Source organism: Streptomyces sp. NPDC030814, from assembly GCF_055572155.1.
The window spans coordinates 486,688-508,357 of sequence record NZ_JBVIDX010000004.1 but is presented as its reverse complement, the minus strand read 5'-3'; the positions used below and the strand labels follow the sequence as shown (position 1 = coordinate 508,357).

The window sequence follows — 21,670 nt, the reverse complement described above, 5'->3', positions numbered from 1 at the left end:
GAGGCCCTGTTCATATGCGCCCAGCACCCCGCGACCACCCGATCGGGACTCCTGTTCGACGCGCATCTCTCAAGATCGAAAAGACAACAGCTTCTGAGAAACGCACAGGCGCCTCTCAGGTAACACCTGGGAAGATCCCCGACTTGCGGGACACAGCCCCTCCTACCAGGGGCTTTCCGTGCGGCCCCACGGTGTTCGCCAGGGCGCCTCACCGTGGGTCCACAGCTTCCTCCCTCACAGGAAAGCGGGGCTGACAGCCCCGCCCTTCCCTCCTTTCACGCAAGCGCCGTCATGCTTCGGCGCCGCTCGCCAGGCTGCTCGCCGGGCCGCCTGCCTGACCGCCTGCCGGTCCGTGGCCCGTCCCCTCCTTCACGAACCCGTTGCTGCGCTCGACCTTGGCGACGTGCAGGGAGTAGCTCTCGTACCACTCGGCGCGCCCCCGCTTCTGCGCCGACCGGTGTTCCGTGTCTCTCCGCCACCGCTCGATGGCCTCGGCGTCCCGGAAGTACCCCACGGTGATGGCGAGACCGCCGGGTGTCTGGGCGTGGTCCATGCCGAGAAACCCCGGCACCTCCTTCACCAACTCCTCCATCCGATCCGCCGTCTCGCCGTAGCCGCTCTGGTCCTCGGTCCGCGTGGACGTGAACACCACGGCGTAGTAGGGCGGTTCGAATGCCGGGACAGGTGCTGTCCGCTGATCGCTCATGCCCCCTACTGTCGCGTCACCCCTCGGCCACCGTCCACGGCCTTTCCGTACGGGGATCCAAGAGGGATCGAAGTCTTTACCCGCCGCCGGTGCGGAGCGGGTGGCCACCGCCGCCGTCCGACCGTGGCCGCAGGCCCGACAGCCACAACGGGGCCCTCAGAACAACCCGTCCTGCACACCTCCCCCTCGCTCCCTCAACTCCCTCACCGGCACCGTGACCACGTCACGCGCGCCCCCGCCCGTGGGAGCGGTCAGCTCCCACCCGGTCATGAGCCGCGTGTCGAGGACGACGACTCCACGCCCGGTGCCCAGATGCAGATCGGGACCGGCGGCGGCGAGCACCTCACCGCCCACGACGCCACCCGCGACCAGCTCCCTCACCACCCCGTCGGCGACCGGCAGCCCGCCCAGCCCGAACACCTCGAAGTGATCGACAGCCTGGAACGCCACCGGTTCCAAGGACTCCGGCCACCCCGGCAGCCCGAGAGCGCTGCCGTGGACGGCCGCCAACTCCCCCGTACGCTCGGCTTCTTCCGGAAGAGCGGACCGGACCAGCCTCTTCTCGGCGTACGGAATCCGGTCCGGCACCTTCAACGCGGCCCGCAGCATCTCCTCGGCCCGCCGCGCGGCCATCAGCGGCCCCTGCCCGAGCCAGGCGAAGCACACCGCCCCCTGCTCCAGCAGCCGCGCCGACCCCCGCTCGACCGCCGTGATCCCGACCTTCACCATGCCGGGCCCGAACCACGCGAGGTACACGCGGTAGGGCCGCGGGTCGTCGGCGAGGGTGTCCGCCGCCACGGAGTGCGCCCGGTCGAGCCGCGCGCACTCCTCGCACCGCGCACCGGTACTCCGTCCAGGCACCCCCACCCTCCCGGGACACGCGTGCCCCCGAGCCCCGACACATGTCCGACCGCCCCCGTCCGCGACCCCGAAAGCCACCGCCTTCCCCCGAGGCAGAGGACTCCTCCGTCCGCCCTCCCACACCAGACAGGGCTCGCCACCGCCCCACCGCAGCCCGGTACATCTCCACGCGTGTGCCATCGCCCACGACATTAGAGGGCACCACTGACAATGCGTCCGGCCTGCGAAAACCCCGAGACGGCGGGGACGGATCGCGGTGCGGGCGCCGACGGCGGGGCGACGGCCCCCGGCGCGGGCCGCTCACGGACGGGAGTCGGGTCTGGCGGTGTGGGCGGGGTGGCCGACCGTGCGGCGCGCCTCTTTCATCTCCGCCTCGTAGAGATGGTCCCGGCCGTCGGCCAGCTCGGCCACGGCGCTCTTCTCCAGCTCCTTGAACGGCTCGTAGTACGTGTCGTTGTAGGCCTCGATGATCTGGAACGTCCAGTGCCCGGGGATGACGTTGCGCCCGACAATCTCCGTCTGCACCTTCTCGGCCCACTGTGGATGCCCGGCTTCCCGCAGCAGGCGCACCGCCCGGTCCAGCTCCAGATCGGCACCGCCGGTCAGCTGGTGAAAGTCATAGAGGTGGCCGCGGGCCCGCTCGGTCATCTCCAGCGCCTTGGAGAGCGCCCCGAGTGCCTCCACCGTCGTGTCGCTGAGGCCCTCGGGCCGCTGATGAGCGCGGTCGGGGCCGTCGTGGTGTGCATTCATGATTCCCGAAGTGCCCGTTTCCTCCCCATCCCATTCGGTTCAGTCGTGGTGTGTCACGGCCCCCGGCGCGGTACTCGTGACGCCACCATGCAGACGTTCCTGCCCTACCCCGATTTCCGGGCCTCGGCGCTCGTCCTGGACCGCCGCCGCCTCGGCAAGCAGCGGGTCGAGGCGCTGCAGGTGCTCCGCGGCCTCGTCGTACCGGGGTACGGCTGGCGCCACCATCCGGCGGTACGGATGTGGGCCGGATACGAGGAAGCCCTCGTCCGCTACGGCCTGGCCGTCTGCGAGGTGTGGCGTGAACAGGGGCACCAGGACAGCTGCGCGGCCACCCTCGTCGCCGACCTCCTCGCCTTCCGCCCCGGAACGCCGGTCCGCCACCAGCGCCCCCTGGCGGACGCCGGCGAACTACCCCCCTGGCTGGGCGACGACACCTTCCACCGCAGCCACCGCTCGGCGCTGGTCCGCAAGGACCCCGCCACGTACACCGCCCTCTTCCCCGACGTGCCGGACGACCTCCCCTACGTCTGGCCGGCCTCGGACCGGAGCTGCGGCTGAACTGAACGTCAGCGCCTGGCATCAGCCGCTGCCGCACCTCGCTGCTGTACGGCACGACAAAGCCCCCTCCGGGATGATCCCGAGGGGGCTTTGACCTGTGTGCACTCGGCAGGATTCGAACCTGCAACCTTCTGATCCGTAGCTCTATAGAGATCGGTTGAGGACGGTCAAACAGGTCGCTCTGGGGTGTCTGACGGGGGTTGGTGGTCGGGGGCGGTTGCTGGGGTTGCTGTATCTGGTTGCTGTACAGCTGCTGCGGCTTTGCGGGCGTAGGCGAGGTTGTTGCGGCTGGTCAGAGTATTGGGGTGGGTGTCACCCAGGACCTCCTCGCGCTGAGCGAGGGTGGCCTCAAACAGGGAGATGGCCCGCCCCAGATCCCCCACCGCCTCGTAGGCATGGGCGAGGTTGTTGCGGCTGGTCAGAGTATTGGGGTGGGTGTCGCCCAGGACCTGCTCGTACTGAGCGAGGGTGGCCTCGTACAGAGGGATGGCCCGCCCCAGATCCCCCACCGACCGGTAGGCGTAGGCGAGGTTGTTGCGGCTGGTCAGAGTATTGGGGTGGGTGTCGCCCAGGACCTCCTCGCGCTGGGCGAGGGTGGCCTCAAACAGGGAGATGGCCCGCCTCACATCCCCCGACGCTTGGTAGGCGGCGGCGAGGTTGTTGCGGCTGGTCAGAGTGTCGGGGTGGGTGTCGCCCAGGACCTCCTCGCGCTGGGCGAGGGTGGCCTCAAACAGGGAGATGGCCCGCCCCAGATCCCCCGCCTCCTCGTAGGCGTAGGCGAGGTTGTTGCGGCTGGTCAGAGTATTGGGGTGGGTGTCGCCCAGGACCTCCTCGCACTGAGCGTGGGTGGCCTCCAAAAGGGGGATGGTGCGGGCTGTGTGGCCTTGGTGGTAGAGACGGCTGGCGGCGGTGACGTACGCGTTGGTGAGGTGAGCGTTTTGGTGTCCGGGCGGGGTGGTGGCAGCGAGGGTGACCAGGTGGGGGGTGTGGGTGTCCCACTGGCTGTCGGTGATGTCCTGTCCCGGAGGCGGGGTCAGCTGGTAGAGGACTGCTCGTTCGGCGCGCTCGCGTCCTTGCAGGTGCCGAGGTGGTGGGGTCTGGCCGGCGGGCTGGGTGGTGCGCAGGACGGTTTGGACCAGGCGGTGGACGGTGACGGTGGTGCCGGTGTCGGTGACCATGCTGTAGGCGGCGAGGGTGCCGATGGCTTCCGCGATGTCGTCCGGGTCGGCGTCGGCGGGGGTGAGAAGGGTGTGGGGAATGTCGTCGGGTGCGAGCCATGCGGCGGTGTGCAGCACCTCCACGGCCTGCGGATGCTCTGCCTCCAGGGTCTGGAGCGTGACGTTCCAGATGCGGGCGATGGTGCGTTCGGCGTCGATACCGTGGGCGGTCCGGTCGAGTTTGGTGCCCAGACGCCGCCGGTAGGCGTCCAGGCTGACCCCTCGGTTCTGGGCGAGGTAGGCGCCGGCCTGTTTGACCGCCAGCGGCAGACACCCCAGATCGGCGACGAGCGCGCGGGCGTGCAGTTGCTGCTGCGGTGTGGGCGGGGTGTCCTTGAACACCAGATCGCACAGTAGGGTCGTGGCGTCGTCGTGGCCGAGGTTGCCCAGGCAGAGGGTGGCGGCGCTGTCGGGCCAGCCGGTGGTGCGGCGGCTGGTGGCCAAGTGGTGGCCCTGGTGCAGGGCGCCGGTGTAGGGGGCAAGGTCGGCGGGGTCCTCGACATTGTCGTAGATGAGCAGCCATCCCCGGTGCCAGGCCAACCACAGTCGCGCCCACGACACCTGCGCCCCGCGCCCGGCCGAGAGAGCCCACTCGGGGATCAGCGCCTTGGTGAGTTCGGTTAGGGAGGTCTCGATCTCGTCGGGGGAGGCGGCGTTGATCCACCAAATCAGGGTGTAGTCGCTTCGGTGGCGGTGGGCGTAGCGCAGGGCGAGTGTGCTCTTGCCGATCCCGCCCAGCCCGTGCACCGCCCCGCTCTGCGTGATCGCTCCCTCGCCCCCGCCCGTCAGGATGCGGCGCAACTGGTCCAGCTCTTCATCCCGGCCCAGGCAGAGCGTGGCAGGGGGCAGGTTAGAGGTGCCCGGGGCCACGGTGACCTTGTCCGGCGCCTGCAATGCTTCAGCCGGCAGAACGTGCACATCGCCGGTGTAGGCGGTACCGATACGCTGGGCCGCGATAGCCCGCCCGCCCGAGGCTTCGATCCGCGGCCCTGCCGCGGAGTCGTCCGTCGTCACGGCCGTGGCGGGATGTGACCGTCACCGGTGATCGCGGTGCCGATGTGCTGAGCGGCGATCGACCGCTCACCGGACGCCGTGATGGTGACCGCGCCCGCAGCCGGAGCGGGCAACAGGCACGACAACTCCTCCAGCAGCCCGGGGTCGTCCTGCAACGCGCGTCGCAGGAGCCTGCTCAGCACCGCCGCGGAGTAGGCGTCGTCCTGCTCGTCGGCGGCCTCGTCCACCACGCGCTCCAGCTCGGCCCGGCCCGCCTCGTTCCTACGCCGCCACAGCAGCTGAAGAATCCGCTGCCCAAGACCCACCGTGGCATCAGCGGCAACATCCTGCGCCCGCGTCAACACCGCCACCCCATACGCGCCCACCGCAGCCGTCAGATACGGGCCAGCCTGCTCCACTAACTGAACTACTGCAGCACCCACTTGATCCCCTTGTCCCGCGGCGGCTTCGAAGGAACCCAGCGTAGAAACACCGCCCCTGTCATGAAGCCAAAACGCCCGAACCACCCGCACCGGTTCCTTCACCACTCACCAACCCCCGGCGAGGACTGCCCTCACCGCAGGTGCCATCAGCTTGGGAAGCTGCGGTCATCTGTGGCTGGCTCGGGCACTGACCTGGGCGAACGTCCTGGTCGTGGTGGCCTCGGGCAGGGGGGCTTTCAACGTGGTTCCCCGCTCTATCTGGTGCGCTTGTGGTGCGGAGGGTTAAGCACCGTGGTCTGGAGCCGGCTCGATGACGTCGGCCCAGACCAGATCGCCCCACGGGTTTCCCTCTACGCCAAGGCGTCCCGCGACGACATCATCGAGGAACTGCGCGTGAGCCACCTCAACCGCTTCGCCCGGCCACCACAACGAGTCGCACTCGGTGCACAGTGAGAAGGGTGTCCCATCGGCTATGAAGCGGTATGGGTGGACCCAGTCCTGCCCACAGCGCGGACAGACTTGTTTGGTCGGCATGCCTGGCACCGTATCCCAGCGGGGGCGCACTCTTTCCAACTGTGTTGGTGGCGTCTGGGGCTGTGTGCAAGAGCGTTCACCTGCGTTCATGGGCGATTGGCCAGTGAGACGAGGACGGCGTGCGGTCCCCTCTGAACGGCCGTGAACGGGGTTGAATGAGACGGAAACTGAGACGGGCCCCGACAGAGCGGTGCTTCTGGCCGACCCGGAGATGGCCCCGCTTGCGACCTTGTCCAATGCCGTCCAAGGAACCATGCTCGCCTACATGACCATGATGTGTGGCCCCCTCGACAGCGTGCCGCTGGAGGGTCTCTTCCATGGCCTTGATGCTCCTGGCAGACAACGCATGCTCCATGCTGCAGCCGCGGTGGATGCCGCTCGCCCCACGGGCCAGGTGCCTCAGTGGCAGTGGTTTCCGGACCACATCGAGTGCCCTGCCGTCCAGAGTGACGGTGCTGTTCCGGAGATCCTGCTCTCTGAGATCTCCCTCTACGACGAGGGCGGCGACTGGCTTGAGGCGGCGATCGATGTGGAGTGGACGCCTGCTGGCCGGCTGAACGTCTGCGCAGCGATGGGCATGGCGTGTTGGTGCGCGGAGGATCACGGGACCCACTACGCCCCGCTTCTCAATGTGCCTGTCGACGACACCACCTCGCTGGATGAGGCGTTTGAAGTGGCTGCGCACGTCCTGGTGGACTGGCTTAGCGGATCCCGCGACCCAGCCCACTGGAGGGAGCGGGCGAATCTGCCGCAGCGCAGTTCATTTGCTCCCCCCCCGGCCGCGCAGGAACGCTCGGGGTAACGCGCTCCTGGCTGGCCAGCAGGAGAGAGACACCGAATGCGCTCTCAGAAGCTGTTGTCTTTCCGGGCTTGAGGACGGCGTTTTCGCTGGTCGGGCATGGGGTCGATGATCCTGTGGGAGTGGTGGTCTGTCGTGTCACCGCTGCTGTGGAGGTCATGGATGCCGTCGGTCGTGGGGCTGCTGGAACAGCGCGAGCTCGTCGCTCGCCGTCGCGTGGACGAGCTGCGGGAGGAAGCCGACCGCATCCAGGCTGAACTGACCGTGGCCGAGCGGGACTGGAAGGAATGGGCCATCGCTCGCTCGCGGGTGGGCGAGGTGCTTGCCCCGGCGGACGAGACCGAGCATGGCCACGACCAGGCCGACCGGACAGCACCGACCGCAGACGGGCAGGCCAAGGAGGCATCGCCATCCCCGGAAGCGGCGAAGACGAAGTCGCAGGTGCCGGTGTGGCGTGAAGGGCTTGCGTGGTCGGCGTTGTCGGCGGACTACCAGCGCATCCTCACAGCCCTCGCGGACCGGGCCCGGCTCGGGCAGGGGCCGATGACCTGCCAGGAGATGGCTGCTTTGTTCGGCATGGACGTGGTTCCGGCACGGGTGGAGGCGCTGAGGTCGAAGGCGAAACGCCTGGTCGCGCGCGGCTGGCTGGCCGAGCCGGCACCGGGCCGGTTCACGCCCGCCCCCGGGGTGATCGGGCCAGGCGGCGGGTCATGAGCAGGGTCATCGACCAGTAGATCATCGCCTCGGCGCTGGTGGTGCGGCGTTCGAAGTCGCGCGTCAGGCGGCGACTTCGCATCAGGTGGGCGAAGAGACGCTCGACGATCCACCGCTTGGGCAGCACCACGAAGCCACGCATGTCGTCGCTGCGCTTGACGATCGCCAGGACCAGGGCGAACGCGGCCAGGCAGTGCTCGACGAGGCTGCCGGTGTAGCCGCCGTCGGCCCAGACGAGAGCCAGACGAAGGTGCGCATCGGCGACTTGGTGCAGCAGCACCTGGGCGGCGGTGCGGTCGCCGACATCCGCGGCGGTGACCATGACGCCGAGCAGCAGGCCGAGAGTGTCGACCACGACGTGCCGCTTGCGCCCGTTGATGTTCTTGCCACCGTCGAAGCCGCGACTGTCGGCGCCGACGACGGCGTCCGCCTTGACCGACTGCGAGTCGATCACGCCCGCCGTCGGCTCCGCGTCCCGGCCCAGCCGCTCGCGGACCCGGGCGCGCAGCCGGTCATGGAACTCCTTGATCAGGGCGTGGTCGCGCCAGCGGCGGAAGAAGGCATACACCCGGTCCCACGGCGGGAAGTCGGCCGGCATCGCACGCCACTTGATCCCGTTGTCCACGAGATACCGGACCGCGTCCAGCAGCGCGCGGTGGCAATACCCTTCCGGTCGGCCGCCCCGCCCGCGCATCCAGCCCGGCACCGGCAGCAGCGGCCGGACCTCAGCCCACTCCCCGTCCGTCATGTCCGACGGGTACCGGCGCTGCCGCCCGGGCCGGTCAACCGCGTTGCCGTACACGTGCGCGAGGCAATCACACGATGGAGCGGCCGAGTTGGACTGCCCCGCCATCGACACGGAAGACTGCGGCACCGGGGCCTCCTGCTGCTCTCTGGATTCGACACCCACGAGCTGTTCAGGAGGTCCCTTCCTCATGCCCTCGCCACGGCAGGATCACCCGACCGGGAACCCACGTTCGACTGCCACCGCTCAAGATCGAAAAGACAACAGCTTCTCAGCTTGGGAAGCTCAGGTGTTCTGCAAGCGGTGACTGCTCTGACCTGCGACGGAACTTGAACCGCGTCCGAGCGGTTGCGGACTTGTTCCCCGCTGTTCCCCGTGGTTCTCCGCGAGATCTGGCACGCATCTGGCACGTCCGGCCGGTGCCTTGCCAGCATCTGGCCTGCTGCGCGAATCCCACTCGTACGCCCCTACGATGCGGGTCATGGGGACGTCTGATTCCACACCACTCATCCGCGCCTGCTGGCTCTCATGGCTCGCGGTCGCGACCGTCGATCAAGCGGAGTTGGTCAAGACCCTTGGCTTGATGGATGCGCGGGAGACCACCTGGGCCGATGGCGTGGAACTCATCGACGAGGTGGCACACGAGGAGGAGGAGCCGTTCTCCACAGTCGTCGTTACCCCGCCCATGCAGGGGTGGACCCTGGTCGTCGGACCGTACTTCGGCCTGTCCTATCCAGAGCAGACAGTGCACGTCACTGACCTGTGCCGAAAATTGAGCGCGTACTTCGGCAAAGCCCAGCTCTTCTTCCACAGCGAGCAGAACGACGGGGAGGCGTGGCTGATCGCCGAACACGGACAGATCCTCAGACGTTGGATCAGTGAGTACCCGGAGCTCGCCCTGGGTGAGCCGTTCGGAGTCGAGCGACGACTCCTCGACGCCTACGGCATCACGGGCAAGCCCGAGGATCTCGCCCCTGACAGCGACCTGGCCGGCGACTGGGCGGCGACCTGGGGGGATTGCTGGGCGACGACGGTCGCAGAGGAAAACAGCGTCGACCCCACGAAAGCCGCCGCCGATGTGGGCTCGATCAGCGGCATGCTGGTGGCAGCTGCTCCACCTTTCGAGTAAGCGCACGGCTTGCCCGCGGAACGACCACCGTCTCACACACGGCTCCGGAGGCCCCTTGGGTCCTGGGCAACGCGGCAGGGCACGGCCCTGCACGTGGGAGATCAGGTGGGACGAGTCCACGGATAGTCCACGGCTGTCGGAACACCACACGGGAAGCTCCCCCACACATCAACCCCTCGAGCTACCCATCACACTGTGGTCCCTGCCTCCCGGAGCCGAAGGCCCCGCCAGCGGCATGATGGCATCATGGCGAACCAAACCGCTGGCGAGTGGCTCGAAGTACAGAGTGCAGCACTCAAGTACATCACTGAAAACCGCAAGAAAATTGCCGCACAGGCAGAGGCCCGCTGCCCTCACGATGGACGTTTGCTTGCTGCGATCTACCCCGTAGGGGGGAAATTTTGGGAATGGCGAGTGGGGGAGCACCTGACGCGTGAGCAAGTGGTCAGGGAGCGTCTCGCCATGGCGGCGATGGAGTACGAGGCTCTAGTTGAAAGCGGCACCCACCGTGAAGAGGCCTGGGAGGGGACTCTGGGGTTGGCCAGCGCCCACAGCCTAGGGGATCGCGTGCCTACCTCACCCCCGAAGGTCACGGGACCATGCGCAGTTTCACCAAGGGAACACGACCCAGCCGACCTGGCGAGACTACGTGACGACCTCCCGAGAGGGGACTTCGCGAGCTGCGTCAAATGTCGGCGCACCTTCATGATCCAGACTCCGGTGATGATCTACGCCGCTGGATACGGCCTCATGAAGGGCACCAGAAAGCCGATCATCGTCCATCCTGGCCGGGTGAATCCCGTTCGTCCCGGTGACCGTGTTCCTGAGGGCATCCAGGTGTACGGGTTTGAACCTCCCTGGTATCCATCACCCTGGCGGATCATCGGTCTCCCGGACGAGTAGCTCATGTACCCTGGCTCCGACAATCTCAGATTCGCGCGTACGTGGCTCGTCGAACCTGTCCGTGATGTAGCGCACCCGGACCGCACCCGGAAGGGGTCGGTTTCGCGTGCCCACAGTAGCGTTTGTGGCGACTGCACTAGCTGGCGGAGTTGTTGTCGGGATCTTGGTTTTGGTCTACGCGACCGTTAGACGGATTACTCCCGAATCATTCAAGATCAGCGCCACCATTGCCCGGTGTGCCTCGTTCTCGGCCGAGATCAAGGCGGCTAGAGGTTCACGTCGTTGAGCTATGTGGCCGGTCGGCCGGGGCGGGACCGGCCCGGAGAGGCCGCAAGCACGGCCCGGCCGACGGGCCCGCCCGCGTAGCAGGCGGCTTGACGGCCGGGGCCAGCACGCGGGAGTTGAGACGCGGTCGGGGCACAGCAGTCCCCGGGCCGCGCTGATCTACCAGCACATGACCAGCGACCGTGACCGGGCCATCGCCGACCGGCTCGGAGCCATGATCCGCGACGGCGGGGGAGAGGCCTCCGGCGAGGGGATGTGGACTCTGCGTGGACTCTAGTGGCGCGCATGTGGACGGCCCCAAACACGACGAAGGGCCAGCCTGGGAGGTGCCCCCTCCTGAGCTGGCCCTTCCTGCAGTGGCCCCGGCAGGATTCGAACCTGCGACACCCGCTTTAGGAGTTCGATCCGAGCCCGGCGTTGTGGGGACTCGCCTCGCGCACTGGCGCCGTACGTGGTCGCCCGTTGTCGCCGCCGTCCGTGCTCGTTGATGTCAACGTTGGATGTCAGCGGAACAGTTGCGGGACCGGGCAGACCTCCAACGGTTCGTCCGGCCGGTCTGCCCAGCTCCACCAGACGTGCCGATCGGTACACCGCCACAGTGCCCGGCAGGCCCGCCGGCCATCGTCCTCCCGTTTGACGAGGACAAGACCGCCGGACTTCATGGGCTGGCTGCACTCGGGACAGGTCGGGGCCTCGTCGGTCATGCGGGGCACCCTAACGGAGCGACCGCTTCGTCCCGAAGCAACTAGGGCGGACGTTCGATCTTGGGCCGCTGCGCCCCTTACCTGCGCCGATAGTCCATAGCCGTCCGTGCTCGTCCGCCGTTGTCCGTGGGCGTTGTCACGCAGTTAAACACTCAGCACCTGCCGTCCGGTGATGTTCGGTGCCGCTACACCATCGACGACTCTTCACGCGCTCCCATCCCCTTCGCCGCTGGCGGAGCGATCGGTATCGCCCGTAGTGCCAGGTGGTCTCCCTCCCCGGTTGAACCGAGCTGCGCGCCATGCCGCCAGCGCGCTGATCAAGTTGGCGACGGCCGTCACTAGACCGGTGGCGACAGTAAGGATCACGACCGCGGCAGTCATGACTGTGCGCTGGCAGGGACGGACGGCGTCGCGCCTGAGATGAGCGGTGCCGTCACCGCGCCATCGTGCCGGGCCGAGTACAGGACTGCCACATCCAACAGTGCGGATGCGGCGCGCTCAGCAGACGGGAGACCGGAAGGCTGCCGGTGATCTCTGGCAGGACACGCGCGGCCTGGTCTTCACCACGAAGTGCGGCACGCCGATCGAGCCGGGGAACCTCACCCGCATGTTCGCCCTGCGGGCCCGCCGCGCCGGCCTCCGCGTGATCCCGCTCCGGAACACCCGGCACACGTGCAGCTCGCTGCTCGTCGCCCTGAAAGTGCACCCGAAGGTGGCTCAGCGCATCCTTCGACACTCGCAGATCGCCATGACGATGGAGGTCTACGCGGAAGCGAGCGAGGAGCAGGTGCGTGCCGCCCTCGGCAAGCTGTCCGCAGCGATGGGCGGCGGCGAACCGGGCTGACATCAACGCCTGACATCAACCGTTGCTGTACTTCGCTGCTGTACAGCACGACAAAGCCCCCTCCGGGATGATCCCGAGGGGGCTTTGACCTGTGTGCACTCGGCAGGATTCGAACCTGCAACCTTCTGATCCGTAGTCAGATGCTCTATCCGTTAAGCTACGAGTGCTTGTTCTGTTTTCTCACCGATCCCGATCCTTTCGGCCCGCTCTCGGCGACAGGAAGAACATTACATGACTGCCGTCGCCATGTGAAATCCGTTTGCCGCAGCCCTTGTGACCTGCGAAAACACCTCAGTGGGCGCCCTGGGGAACGACGAAGCCCCGGTCGCGGGGACCGGGGCTTCGGTGATCAAGCGCGGAGGCGGAGGGATTTGAACCCTCGATGGGCTTTAAGGCCCAAACCGCATTAGCAGTGTGTTGCCCCTCGTATGGCGGTGACGGGCCCCGACGTCCGGAGACGTTCCGCCGCAGGTCACAACACCTTTTCCGTCTGGCGTGGTTGATCCTCGACGGAACACGTACGGGCCACTTGGTGCCAGCGCCGTGCCATCAGGATTACGGCGCGCACCACGCCCCGGACGTGCTACTTCTCCGCCGACCTGACCGGCTCCACGGGCCAGCGCGCCGACGCGGCCCGCTGCAACCGGGACACGATCTCGGCCCGGTCCGACGGGATCACCCGCACCGACACCTCGACCGGCTGCTCCGTCTTCGCAGAGATCCCCGTGGTGGCCATCTCCAGCACGGGCATGGACGGGGAGATCTCCAGCAGCTTGGCCTCCTCACGCGTGGGCATCCGAGCGCGGGTCACCTCGCTCCACGACAGCGGCCCGTGCCCAGACTCCTCGATGCGGTCCAGGTAGCCGCCGGGCCCCGTGTCCGGTTCCCCGGCCTGCGGCGCTTCGGCGAGGGCGTCGGGGTGGATCCAGGTGTCGACGAGCTGGAACGGGGGCTCATCCACGGGGGAGGTGACGCGGCGCCGGCGCACCGTCTCGGATCCGACCTGGATACCGAGGGCCGCGGCTACGGCTGCGGGCGCCGGTTCCATGCTGGCGCGGGGGCGGCCGTGGGTCTGCCAGGGCTCTCCGGGGCTGCTGGCCGCCGGGAAGATGTAGCCGCGCTGCGGGTCGCGGGTGATCAGGGTTCCGCGCTGGATGCGTCGGCGCTCCCCGGGTTCGCGTACGACGATGCCAAGCCGCTTCACGGCGCGCACCAAGCCCTCGGATTGCAGCATCTCCAGGGCGGCCCGGACGGTGGCTTGACTGGCGCTGTAGGTCGCCATGATCTCGGCGTAGCCGGGAAGTGTGCTGCCCGGCGGATACTCGCCTTCCTCGATGCGTCGCCGCAGTTCAGAGGCGAGCTCTTCGTATTTGGTTGCCATGCCACCACCTTATCTCGTGCTGAACAGTATCGATACTGTTGACTCTAGTCGTGATGTTCGACATACTCAATGTATCGCTACTGCTCGCCAAGAGCAGGGCGGCCCCGTTCCGGCGCTACCAACACCAGAACGGGGCCTACGGACCACCTGAGATCACCAGGAGACCCGCGTGTTGCACCTTCTCACATCTCCTCGTACGACCCGCACCGTCCGCAGCTTGATCGGCACCGTCGCCGACGCCGTCCGTAGCGTCGTCGCCCCGGCCGCGCTCGTCGCCGACCAGGCCGAGCCCGTCCCCGCCGCCGACCCGGCCGACGTCTACAGCGCCGACGAGATGCCCGCCCTCGCGGACATCGAGCGCGCCGCCCTCAGCCTCGACCTCGCCAACGACAACGCCCGCCGCGCCGACCGCGCCAAGCGCGCCGCCCGCAAGGTCCTCGACCGCCTCCCGGCCGGCACGTACGGCACGTGGATCGTCGAGCGCGTCACCTCGTCCCGGCAGACCGCGGACTTGGACAAGATCCGCGCGATCTTCAAGGCGCACGGCCTCGGCCCGGTGCCGATGAAGACGAACGCCCCCTCGCTCAAGGTTCGTCGCGCCGAGATCGTCCCGGCCGACCCCACCACCGCCGTCGTCGCCGAGCTCGCCACCGTCTGAGGGGAACCGATCACCATGACGAACTCCGTCCGCCCCACCACCGGCAACACCCTCGGTCTCATGGCCACCCCCGCCTCGGCCTGCGTCGGGAACACCCGGCCCCGCGTCACCGTCGACCCGACATACCCCCGCGTCGACGCGCCCGCCGCCGACGACACCCGCATCACCTACCAGGCCGGCGCCCTCTACATCGCCACCGCCGCGTACGACGAAGCCCTCGCCACCAAGAACCCGGCCAAGACGCTCGACGACATCGCCGACGCCCTCCCCGAGGTCATGCCCCAGGTGTTCACCACCCTGGGCACCGACGAGGAGCTGGCCGCCGCGCTGCTGCCCGAGATCAAGAACCTGGTGTGGGCGTTCAACGCGATCGAGTACGCCCGCGCCGAGGCCGCCGACCACGGCTGCGGCTACCTGTTCGACTACCTCGCCGAGCAGCTGAAGAACGGCGCCGACCCGCACGCCATCCGCCGGGACGCCCTCGACGCCCCCGCCCGGCTCCGTGCCCTCGCCGAGCAGGCCGGAGGAGACCAGTGACCAGCCGCAACCCTGCGGCCGAGCAGACCCCCGCCACCACGGCGGGGGCCCTGCCCGGCCCCACCAGCAACCCGGGTGACGCCCGCGAACTGCGCCAGCTCCTGGAGGTCGTCCTCGACGCCGTCACCCTCCCCCACAACACCCCCGACTACGAGCGGCGGATCCTCGACCGCGCCCTGTGGGTGCGCGCCACCCTCAAGGGCGCCCTGGAGGAGGACCCGGCGGACATCGGATGGAACGCCGACTGGCTCCGCGGAAAGCTCGCCGCCGAGGACACCGACGCCGCTGCCCGCGCCGAGCGGGGTGAGACCCGATGAAGCGCCGCGAGACCCGAGCCGACGACAACGCCCGCACCATCCGCCTGCTGGACGCCACCGACCGGGCGTTCGAGTCGGAGCCCGCCGACGGCCTGGCCCTGGAGTTCGAGGCCGTCGTCATGGAGGGCTTACTGACCGACCGGGCCGTCCCGACCTATCCGCCCGCCGGCCACACCTACCCCCGCCGGGGAGGTGACCGGTGGTGACCGAGCCCCGAACGATCACCCTGTCCACCGCCGACCACGGCCCGGTCACGCTCGACGAGCCGGCCTGGTGCATGGGCCACGCCCACCACGACCCGACCACCGAACGCGTCGACCTCCTCCACAGCAGCCCCGACATCGAGCTCAGCTTCTGGTACGTCACGCTGCTGTCCGCCTGCCTGGTCCAGTCGCCGTACGCCAGCGACACCGCGCCCGGTCTCGGCGGCCGCACCCCAGGGGTGTCGGTCCACCCGCTCGGCCTCACCCTCGACGCCACGCAGGTGTACGACCTGGCGGCCCGCCTCGACACGTTCGCCGACCGGCTGCGCGACCTCGCCGACCAGCTGACCGGAGTCCTCGACGGGGGTGAGCCCCGGTGACGGACGCCGAACGCGAGGCCCTGCACCGCAAGCTCGCCGAGGTCAACCGCCGCTCCCGTGAGGGGTCTGGCCGGTGAGCGCCCGCTATCCCGTACGCCGCCCGACCGAGCAGGCCGCTCTCCGCGCGGTCGCCCGGTCGGCCCGGCCCCTCCCGCCTGTCCCGAGCCTGATGGCCGCCCTGGTCGCCGCCGTCGACCGCGACGACCGAGAAGGCATGTGCCTCGCCTCGCACCGTGTGGTGCGCGCCGCCGGCCTCGACCTCAGCCACACCAAGACCACCACCGACCGCCACTGACCCCCGGAAGGGACCCATCGTGAAGAAACCCACCGCGATCCAGGCCGTGATCCTCGCCTCGACCGCCGGCGTCGCCGCCCGCCTCGGCCACCAGCTGATCACCCACAACGTGAGCGTCATGGCCACCATCTCAGCCGTCCTGGCGGTGCTGTCCACCGGACTGTTCACCGCCTCCCGGCTGGCCTACGCCGGCCGCACCGTCTCCTACGCCTGCCCCGTCAAGGGCTGCGCCGTGAGCATCACCGCCCGCGGCGCCAGCGCCGCCCAGCATGAGCGGCTGCGCGCCCTGGCCACCGACCACAGCAAGCACTCCAGCGCCGCCTGACGCCTGCCTCTCCCTCCCGTACGGACGCTCCGGACGGGAGGGAGCGCGGGGAGTCGTCAGTCCGCCTCCACCCATCGACACGCACCTGGAGTCCACGAATGAAGCTCGCCACCCTGCCCCGTGCTGCGGCTCCGGTCGCGCCCGTTCCGGGAGCACCGACCGTCGCTTCGGACACGGCGGCTCCCGCTTCGGCTCCGCCCCATTCCACTCCGGACACGGCCGACACCGCCCCGGCTGCGGGCGGCCCGCCGTCGGAGAAGGCGGCCCGCCGCTCCGAACGCGCCCTGACGGCCGTGTCTTCGGTCGGCGGCGTGATCCTCGCCGGCATCGGCTTCACCGGCTCCTACGACACCCTCAAGGGGCTCGCCTTCAAGCACGGGTTCGGGCAGTTCTCCTACGCGTTCCCCATCGGCGTGGACGCCGGGATCGTCGTCCTGTACGCCCTCGACCTGTACCTGATCCGCCGTCACACCCCGTGGCCGATGCTGCGGACGCTGGCCCACCTGCTCACCGCAGCCACCATCGTCTTCAACGCGGCCGCGGCGCCCGGCCCGGTGTCCGCCGACCCGGTCGGCACGGCGATGCACGCGGTCATCCCGCTGATGTTCGTCGCCGCCGTGGAGGCCGCCCGCAGGCTCGTCGTCAGGGCTGCTGACATCGCGATCGGGGCTGAGAGTCAGACCATTCCCGCCGTCCGGTGGGCACTCGCCCCGGCCGCGACGACCGCCCTGTGGCGGCGCATGAAGCTGTGGGACAAGGCCTCCTACCAGGAAACCGTCCGGATCGAGCAGGAGCGGACCGTGTATGCGGCGATGCTCCAACGCAAGTACGGGCGGGGCTGGAAGCGTCGGGCCCAGGCGGATGAGCTGCTGCCCCTGACGATGGCCCGCTACGGCCTGACAGTTGACGAAGCCCTCGCCCTGCCCCGCCAGGCGAAGGAAGCCGAGCAGCTGCGCGCCGAGGAGAACGAACGCCTGGAACTGGAGGCGCAGCAGCGCGCCGAGCGTCGCGCCGCCGAGGCCCGCATCCACCGCATCCGCACGCAGGGTGACATCCGGGCCGCCGAGCACGAGACGCAGGCGTCCGTGGACGCGGCCGCGGCAGCCGCCAACGCCACCCGCACCGAGGCCGAACTGGCCGCCGAGGCGCAGGCCCGGATCGCTGAGCAGACTGCTCGTGCGATCGAGTCGGCGGAGGCCGCCGAAGCGAACAAGCGTGCTGCCGAAGCCGAGCAGGACGCTGCCGAAGCGCTTGCCGCCGCTGCCGAAGTGAAACGGCACGCTGCCGAAGTCGAGGCCGCCGTCGCCGAAGCGGCCGACCGCAACGCCGCCGCCGATGCCCGCCGGGCCATCTCCGAGCGGCAGATGGCCGAAGCCGAACAGGGCGCCGCCGAAGCGAAGAAGCGTGCAGCCGAAGCGCGGGCCCGTGCCGCCGAAGCCGAGCTCCGCGCGGTCGAAGCCGAGGACGCCGCACGCCTGTCGGGCCGGGAGCGGGCCGTCCGCAAGGTCGCCCGCATGGCCCTGACCCAAACCGCCGGCCACGCCGACCAGCTGCCGCTCGCCGCCATCACCGAAGCGTTCGGAGTGTCCGAGTCGACGGCCTCGGAGTACCGCAAGGACGCCGCCGCGCTCATCGCCTCCGGCTACCGCATCCACTGATTAGAGAGGGGACCGCCGTGTACGGCGCCCGCCGCACCGCCCTGATCGACCGGGTCGTCAGGTTCACCGAGGGCATCGCCCGCACCGGTCGCCTGTTCGCCCGTCTCGCCGCCAGTCAGACCGACTGGTCCCCGACCGGCCTGTACGCCGCCGCCGCCACCGCCCGGTTCATGGCCGCTCACGAGCTGATCGACCGGGCCGAGGCCCAGGCCGACGGCCCCGACGTGGACCTGGTCCAGGTCCGCACCCCGCTGTGGTTCGGCTCCACCACCCTGCATGAGGAGAACTGACGATGACTTCCCCCACCAACGGTCAGACGCCGTACAACTGGGCCACCGACAAGGGCTTCAGCCCGAAGGCCCCACGGCAGAACGCCCAGCCCTCGGCCCCCCGCGTGCAGAAGCAGCGGACCGTGAACGTCAACTTCGGCGGCAACGACGGTGGCGGCCGGAACAACGGCGACGGGAACAGCACAGGCCAGCCGCCTGCTGCCGCGCCCAGCAACCACCAGGGCGACGGCATGATCTCGGCTATCGAGCGGATCGAGTTCCGCGGGGCGAAGGACATCCTGGCCTGCGCCAAGGCCGTCAACCGCCTCGGCCGGGAGCTGCACTTCATCCTCTCCATGCGCGCCGAGGAGATCCAGGCCGTCCTGTCCACCCACAAGGGCACCTGGTACGTGTTCGGCGCGGACGTCCGCATCAAGGCCCGCCTGGTCGCCATGCACCTGAAGGTGTCCGCCGAGGCGGCCAAGGCCCTCGGGGTCGGCGCGCTGAAGATGGCGCACGCCTTTGACCGGCACTTCGTCAAGCCCGAGCAGGAAGCCAAGCGGAAGAAGAACGGCCAGCAGGGCCGCCGCGAGTTCAACATGGGAGACGTGTGATGGCCCGCGTGACGACCACCACCAACGGCACGAAGCAGCAGCTCAACACGGCCCTGGTTCCGCTCACCGTGGGCAAGGGCATCGTCGGCCAGATCGCCAGCCACCTGGCGGGCAAGGCCGCACCGTACGCCGCACCGTGGGCCGGCGCCTACACCCTGCCCCCGCTCGCCGGGTTCGCCACGAACCAGATGTGGGGCGACACCGCCCTGGAGGCCGGCCTGGCGTCCGGCGCCCTCGGTATCGGGGCCGTTGTCCTCAGCGCGGTGACCTGGCATGCGGCGGGCGGCAACAACAAGTTCCGCAAGTTCCGCCGCGTCCAGGCCACTGCCTCGGTCGCGGCCGGTATGGGATGGCTGACCTGCGCGACCGCCGCCGGGCCGTTCGGCCACCCGATGGTCGACGCCTGGCTCCTCGGTGGCGGGGTGTTCGCCGCGTCGTGGAACCTGCGCCAGCTGATGCGTAACGCCCACGACGAGACCGAGCAGGTTGAGGACAAGGGCGGCTTCGCGAAGATCGCCGAGGCGATCGGGCTGGAGAAACTCAAGGTCAAGGCAGCCAAGGGCAACGGCAAGGGCATGGTCAAGGTCCCCGTGGAGCTGGCCGCCGGGCAGACCGTGGAGGACGTCCAGGCAGCCATGCCAAAGCTGACCACGGCGCTGCACGTGCCCCCGTCCGGCGCCACCGTGAAGGGCGACCCGGACAACGCCGCCCGCGCGGAGATGTCCATCCGCGTCGCTGACCTGCTCAAAGACGGCGTGCAGTTCATCCCGCCCATCCGCCTAGGCATGCTGCCCAACGACCAGATCCCGCTCGGCCTGTACGCGGACGGCGACGAGTTCATCATCAACCCGTTCGACGCGCCGATCCTTCAGCATCTGCTGGTCATGGGCGTCACGGGCGCGGGCAAGTCGGAGTTCGCCCGCGGGCTGCTCGCCCACTTCATGACCCGCCGCAAGGTGTCCGTGATGCTCATCGACTGCTCGAAGGGACGGCAGTCCGTCGGCCACATCAAGCACGGCCTGGACGTGTTCATCAGCGAACCTCGGGAGGCGAAGCAGCTGCTCAAGGCGCTGCCCGCCGCCATCAAGGCCCGCGGTGACGTCCTCGCCGACGAGGGCCTGGACCAGTGGGAGCCGAGGTCCCGGCTCAACGCGGTCGTGCTGTGGGTCGAGGAGGCCGCAGACCTGGCCGACTTCGGGGAGCTGGACAACATCGCCCGCGCTGCCCGCTCGGTGGGAATCTGGCTGGTCATCAGCCTCCAGCGCGCGACGTGGACGAACGTGTCCACCGACGTCCGCGCCAACCTCCAGGCGTTCGCCTGCTTCGGCGTGGACGAAGCCTCCGACGCCGGGTTCGGCATGCCCGACAGCGTCACCGACGCCGGCGCCATCCCGGCTTGGGGCAGCTCCCGCCCCGGCTACGCGTTCGCCGGCGGCATGGGCATCCCCGAGGACCGCTGGACGATGGAGTGGCGCTCGGGCCTGACCGAACGGGAGTACCTGTCCGCGCTGGTCACGGCCGGTACGCCGCACCGCGACCCGCTGGACGACACCACCGCCAACGCGCTCGGCCTGGTGTACGCAAACCGCCAGCACCGCGGCACGAACCGCATGAACACCGACGTCAGCGAACTCCCGCCGATCGCCCGCCCCCGCCGGGAGCTCCCCGAGGCGGGCCCCGTCGCCGAACTCACCACCGAGGAGGAAGCGGCCATGTCCATGGAGATCGAGGACGCATACGACGAGGTCATGGGGATGATCCCGGGCGACCCGGAGCCGGACGCCCCCTACGCCCACCTCGGCCTGGACGACGACATGCCCGAGGACACCGACGTGGAGATGGAGTTCGAGCATCGGGACAAGATGCCCACGCCGCAGGCCAGGCAGCTGCTCGCCGAGCAGATCCACCAGTGGGTCGAGGGCAACCAGCTGACGTTCGCCCCGGCTGAGCTGAGCACGGTCACCGTCGCGGCCGGCCGCTCGACGGCCTGGTTGCAGGGCGAGCTGAAGCGGCTCGTGAAGGCGGGATACCTGCGGCACGACCGGTATGGCGAGTACGACATCGTCCACTCCCCGCTGGAGCCGGTGCCCGCATAGCAGTCACCCGCCGTGACCGATTGAGAGTCACGGGCCCGGCCTGAATCTGAGACTCAGGCCGGGCCGGGGCCTAAAGAAGAGTCAGCTGATTCCACCCCTGAGACCGGGTCTGACACCTCTGTGACTGTCAGACCCCACCCCACCCTGATAGCTACCGTGAGTGAGGGAACGACCGTCATGAACCAGCTGCCCGACCCGCAGCAGCCCACCGCCGGAGCGGCCGGGCAGCCAGCCCTCGACGACCAGGCCCGCCAGTTCCTCGCCGCCGTCGAGGACGCCATGCGCACCCCCACGTCGTACCGCGACGAGACGCCTGTGCCCCCGATCGGCACCGCTCTGCCGGTCCCCCAGCCCGGACGGCCCCCGATGAGCCAGAAGGCCACCGACGCCAGCGCGCTCATGCTGTCCGCCGGCGTCGCCTCCCTGCCGCTCGGCGCGGCCGTGACCGGCGTCCTGTGGGCCTCGGGTACCGCCGACCCGGCGGTGGTCGGGATGATCTGCGGGGCACCGGCGGCGCTCATCCTGGCGCTGAGCCGCCTGGTCCGCGGGGTGAAGCAGGCCGCCCCGGACGTGCACCACCACCACTACAACGGCGACGTCCACCAGGACCACCGCACGTACACCACCGAGACCCGCGGCATGTGGGCCAGCACCCGCAACCAGCTGCCCAAGTAGCCCCAGGAACGCCGACAGGGCCCCGCCTTCCCCGCGATGGGGAGGACGGGGCCCTTTTCGTATGCCCGGCCCGGCTG

The 21,670-nt window shown here is 69.3% G+C and carries 25 protein-coding genes, 1 tRNA gene and 2 pseudogenes; 20 read left to right on the top strand and 8 right to left on the bottom strand.

The features are described 5' to 3' along the window. Window positions 1–289 precede the first annotated feature (289 nt). The 3 genes from ACZ43N_RS12570 to ACZ43N_RS12560 all read right to left on the bottom strand — a co-directional run bounded on the left by ACZ43N_RS12570 (window position 290) and on the right by ACZ43N_RS12560 (window position 2,317). Window positions 290–706 (bottom strand): antibiotic biosynthesis monooxygenase family protein, encoded by a 417-nt coding sequence (locus tag ACZ43N_RS12570; RefSeq protein WP_468097060.1) that lies wholly within the window; start codon window positions 704–706, stop codon window positions 290–292. Window positions 707–862: 156 nt separating this feature from the next. Beyond that, a complete protein-coding gene (locus ACZ43N_RS12565; protein WP_468097058.1) occupies window positions 863–1,747 on the bottom strand; it encodes a DUF2797 domain-containing protein in 885 nt (294 codons plus the stop codon). Window positions 1,748–1,867: 120 nt separating this feature from the next. Further along, window positions 1,868–2,317 carry a hypothetical protein gene (locus tag ACZ43N_RS12560; RefSeq protein WP_468097056.1) on the bottom strand — a complete coding sequence of 150 codons (450 nt, stop codon included), beginning with the start codon at window positions 2,315–2,317 and terminating at the stop codon, window positions 1,868–1,870. Between the two features lie 87 nt (window positions 2,318–2,404). On the opposite strand from ACZ43N_RS12560, the gene ACZ43N_RS12555 reads away from it, so the two are divergent. After that, window positions 2,405–2,875, top strand: a complete 471-nt coding sequence (locus ACZ43N_RS12555) for an MSMEG_6728 family protein (RefSeq protein WP_468097055.1) — start codon at window positions 2,405–2,407, stop codon at window positions 2,873–2,875. 167 nt (window positions 2,876–3,042) lie between these two features. On the opposite strand, the gene ACZ43N_RS12550 is transcribed toward ACZ43N_RS12555, so the two are convergent. Then, on the bottom strand, window positions 3,043–5,010 hold the full coding sequence (locus ACZ43N_RS12550) for a tetratricopeptide repeat protein (protein WP_468097053.1): 1,968 nt from the start codon (window positions 5,008–5,010) through the stop codon (window positions 3,043–3,045). A 92-nt stretch (window positions 5,011–5,102) separates the two neighbouring features. Continuing rightward, on the bottom strand, window positions 5,103–5,411 hold the full coding sequence (locus ACZ43N_RS12545) for a hypothetical protein (RefSeq protein ID WP_468097052.1): 309 nt from the start codon (window positions 5,409–5,411) through the stop codon (window positions 5,103–5,105). 408 nt (window positions 5,412–5,819) lie between these two features. On the opposite strand from ACZ43N_RS12545, the gene ACZ43N_RS12540 reads away from it, so the two are divergent. The 3 genes from ACZ43N_RS12540 (at window position 5,820) to ACZ43N_RS12530 (ending at window position 7,575) form a co-directional block, all read left to right on the top strand. Beyond that, complete coding sequence (locus tag ACZ43N_RS12540; protein WP_468097051.1) at window positions 5,820–5,981, top strand: hypothetical protein; 162 nt, start codon at window positions 5,820–5,822, stop codon at window positions 5,979–5,981. Between the two features lie 334 nt (window positions 5,982–6,315). Beyond that, window positions 6,316–6,864 carry a hypothetical protein gene (locus tag ACZ43N_RS12535; protein ID WP_468097050.1) on the top strand — a complete coding sequence of 183 codons (549 nt, stop codon included), beginning with the start codon at window positions 6,316–6,318 and terminating at the stop codon, window positions 6,862–6,864. A 159-nt stretch (window positions 6,865–7,023) separates the two neighbouring features. Next, window positions 7,024–7,575 carry a hypothetical protein gene (locus ACZ43N_RS12530; RefSeq protein WP_468097048.1) on the top strand — a complete coding sequence of 184 codons (552 nt, stop codon included), beginning with the start codon at window positions 7,024–7,026 and terminating at the stop codon, window positions 7,573–7,575. Here the strand turns inward: ACZ43N_RS12530 and ACZ43N_RS12525 are convergent. After that, window positions 7,532–8,323, bottom strand: coding sequence for an IS5 family transposase (locus ACZ43N_RS12525; protein WP_468097047.1), 792 nt, complete (start codon window positions 8,321–8,323; stop codon window positions 7,532–7,534). The genes ACZ43N_RS12530 and ACZ43N_RS12525 overlap by 44 nt on opposite strands. Window positions 8,324–8,801: 478 nt before the next feature. On the opposite strand from ACZ43N_RS12525, the gene ACZ43N_RS12520 reads away from it, so the two are divergent. From ACZ43N_RS12520 to ACZ43N_RS12505, 4 genes and pseudogenes are all read left to right on the top strand, one after another. Next, a complete protein-coding gene (locus ACZ43N_RS12520; protein ID WP_468097046.1) occupies window positions 8,802–9,449 on the top strand; it encodes a hypothetical protein in 648 nt (215 codons plus the stop codon). Between the two features lie 246 nt (window positions 9,450–9,695). Then, the gene (locus ACZ43N_RS12515; protein ID WP_468097045.1) at window positions 9,696–10,352 is read left to right on the top strand and encodes a hypothetical protein; all 657 of its coding nucleotides are present in this window, start codon (window positions 9,696–9,698) and stop codon (window positions 10,350–10,352) included. 377 nt (window positions 10,353–10,729) lie between these two features. Further along, window positions 10,730–10,914: pseudogene (locus ACZ43N_RS12510) on the top strand (hypothetical protein); the annotation flags it as partial. 908 nt (window positions 10,915–11,822) lie between these two features. After that, window positions 11,823–12,185: pseudogene (locus ACZ43N_RS12505) on the top strand (tyrosine-type recombinase/integrase); the annotation flags it as partial. A gap of 94 nt (window positions 12,186–12,279) precedes the next feature. On the opposite strand, the gene ACZ43N_RS12500 reads toward ACZ43N_RS12505, so the two are convergent. Beyond that, window positions 12,280–12,352, bottom strand: a tRNA-Arg gene (locus ACZ43N_RS12500). 416 nt (window positions 12,353–12,768) lie between these two features. Next, window positions 12,769–13,566: a GntR family transcriptional regulator gene (locus ACZ43N_RS12495; protein WP_468097044.1), complete on the bottom strand. Its 798-nt coding sequence runs from the start codon at window positions 13,564–13,566 to the stop codon at window positions 12,769–12,771. 169 nt (window positions 13,567–13,735) lie between these two features. Between ACZ43N_RS12495 and ACZ43N_RS12490 the strand changes: the two genes are divergently transcribed. The 12 genes from ACZ43N_RS12490 (at window position 13,736) to ACZ43N_RS12435 (ending at window position 21,593) form a co-directional block, all read left to right on the top strand. Further along, window positions 13,736–14,224, top strand: a complete 489-nt coding sequence (locus tag ACZ43N_RS12490) for a hypothetical protein (protein WP_468097043.1) — start codon at window positions 13,736–13,738, stop codon at window positions 14,222–14,224. A gap of 15 nt (window positions 14,225–14,239) precedes the next feature. After that, window positions 14,240–14,761, top strand: a complete 522-nt coding sequence (locus ACZ43N_RS12485) for a hypothetical protein (RefSeq protein WP_468097041.1) — start codon at window positions 14,240–14,242, stop codon at window positions 14,759–14,761. Then, on the top strand, window positions 14,758–15,078 hold the full coding sequence (locus ACZ43N_RS12480) for a hypothetical protein (protein ID WP_468097040.1): 321 nt from the start codon (window positions 14,758–14,760) through the stop codon (window positions 15,076–15,078). The genes ACZ43N_RS12485 and ACZ43N_RS12480 overlap by 4 nt, the downstream gene beginning before the upstream one ends. Continuing rightward, window positions 15,075–15,284, top strand: coding sequence for a hypothetical protein (locus ACZ43N_RS12475; RefSeq protein ID WP_468097038.1), 210 nt, complete (start codon window positions 15,075–15,077; stop codon window positions 15,282–15,284). The genes ACZ43N_RS12480 and ACZ43N_RS12475 overlap by 4 nt, the downstream gene beginning before the upstream one ends. Beyond that, window positions 15,281–15,661, top strand: coding sequence for a DUF6907 domain-containing protein (locus tag ACZ43N_RS12470; protein WP_468097037.1), 381 nt, complete (start codon window positions 15,281–15,283; stop codon window positions 15,659–15,661). Before ACZ43N_RS12475 ends, ACZ43N_RS12470 begins: the two co-directional genes overlap by 4 nt. A gap of 73 nt (window positions 15,662–15,734) precedes the next feature. Further along, window positions 15,735–15,956: a hypothetical protein gene (locus ACZ43N_RS12465; protein WP_468097036.1), complete on the top strand. Its 222-nt coding sequence runs from the start codon at window positions 15,735–15,737 to the stop codon at window positions 15,954–15,956. A gap of 19 nt (window positions 15,957–15,975) precedes the next feature. After that, window positions 15,976–16,281, top strand: coding sequence for a hypothetical protein (locus tag ACZ43N_RS12460; RefSeq protein WP_468097035.1), 306 nt, complete (start codon window positions 15,976–15,978; stop codon window positions 16,279–16,281). A gap of 98 nt (window positions 16,282–16,379) precedes the next feature. Next, the gene (locus tag ACZ43N_RS12455; RefSeq protein ID WP_468097034.1) at window positions 16,380–17,939 is read left to right on the top strand and encodes a DUF2637 domain-containing protein; all 1,560 of its coding nucleotides are present in this window, start codon (window positions 16,380–16,382) and stop codon (window positions 17,937–17,939) included. Window positions 17,940–17,956: 17 nt separating this feature from the next. Then, window positions 17,957–18,229, top strand: a complete 273-nt coding sequence (locus tag ACZ43N_RS12450; RefSeq protein WP_468097033.1) for a hypothetical protein — start codon at window positions 17,957–17,959, stop codon at window positions 18,227–18,229. A 2-nt stretch (window positions 18,230–18,231) separates the two neighbouring features. Continuing rightward, window positions 18,232–18,822, top strand: a complete 591-nt coding sequence (locus tag ACZ43N_RS12445; RefSeq protein WP_468097032.1) for a hypothetical protein — start codon at window positions 18,232–18,234, stop codon at window positions 18,820–18,822. Between the two features lie 8 nt (window positions 18,823–18,830). Continuing rightward, window positions 18,831–20,918 carry an FtsK/SpoIIIE domain-containing protein gene (locus ACZ43N_RS12440; RefSeq protein ID WP_468097030.1) on the top strand — a complete coding sequence of 696 codons (2,088 nt, stop codon included), beginning with the start codon at window positions 18,831–18,833 and terminating at the stop codon, window positions 20,916–20,918. 177 nt (window positions 20,919–21,095) lie between these two features. Then, window positions 21,096–21,593, top strand: coding sequence for a hypothetical protein (locus ACZ43N_RS12435; RefSeq protein ID WP_468097029.1), 498 nt, complete (start codon window positions 21,096–21,098; stop codon window positions 21,591–21,593). Window positions 21,594–21,670: the final 77 nt, after the last annotated feature.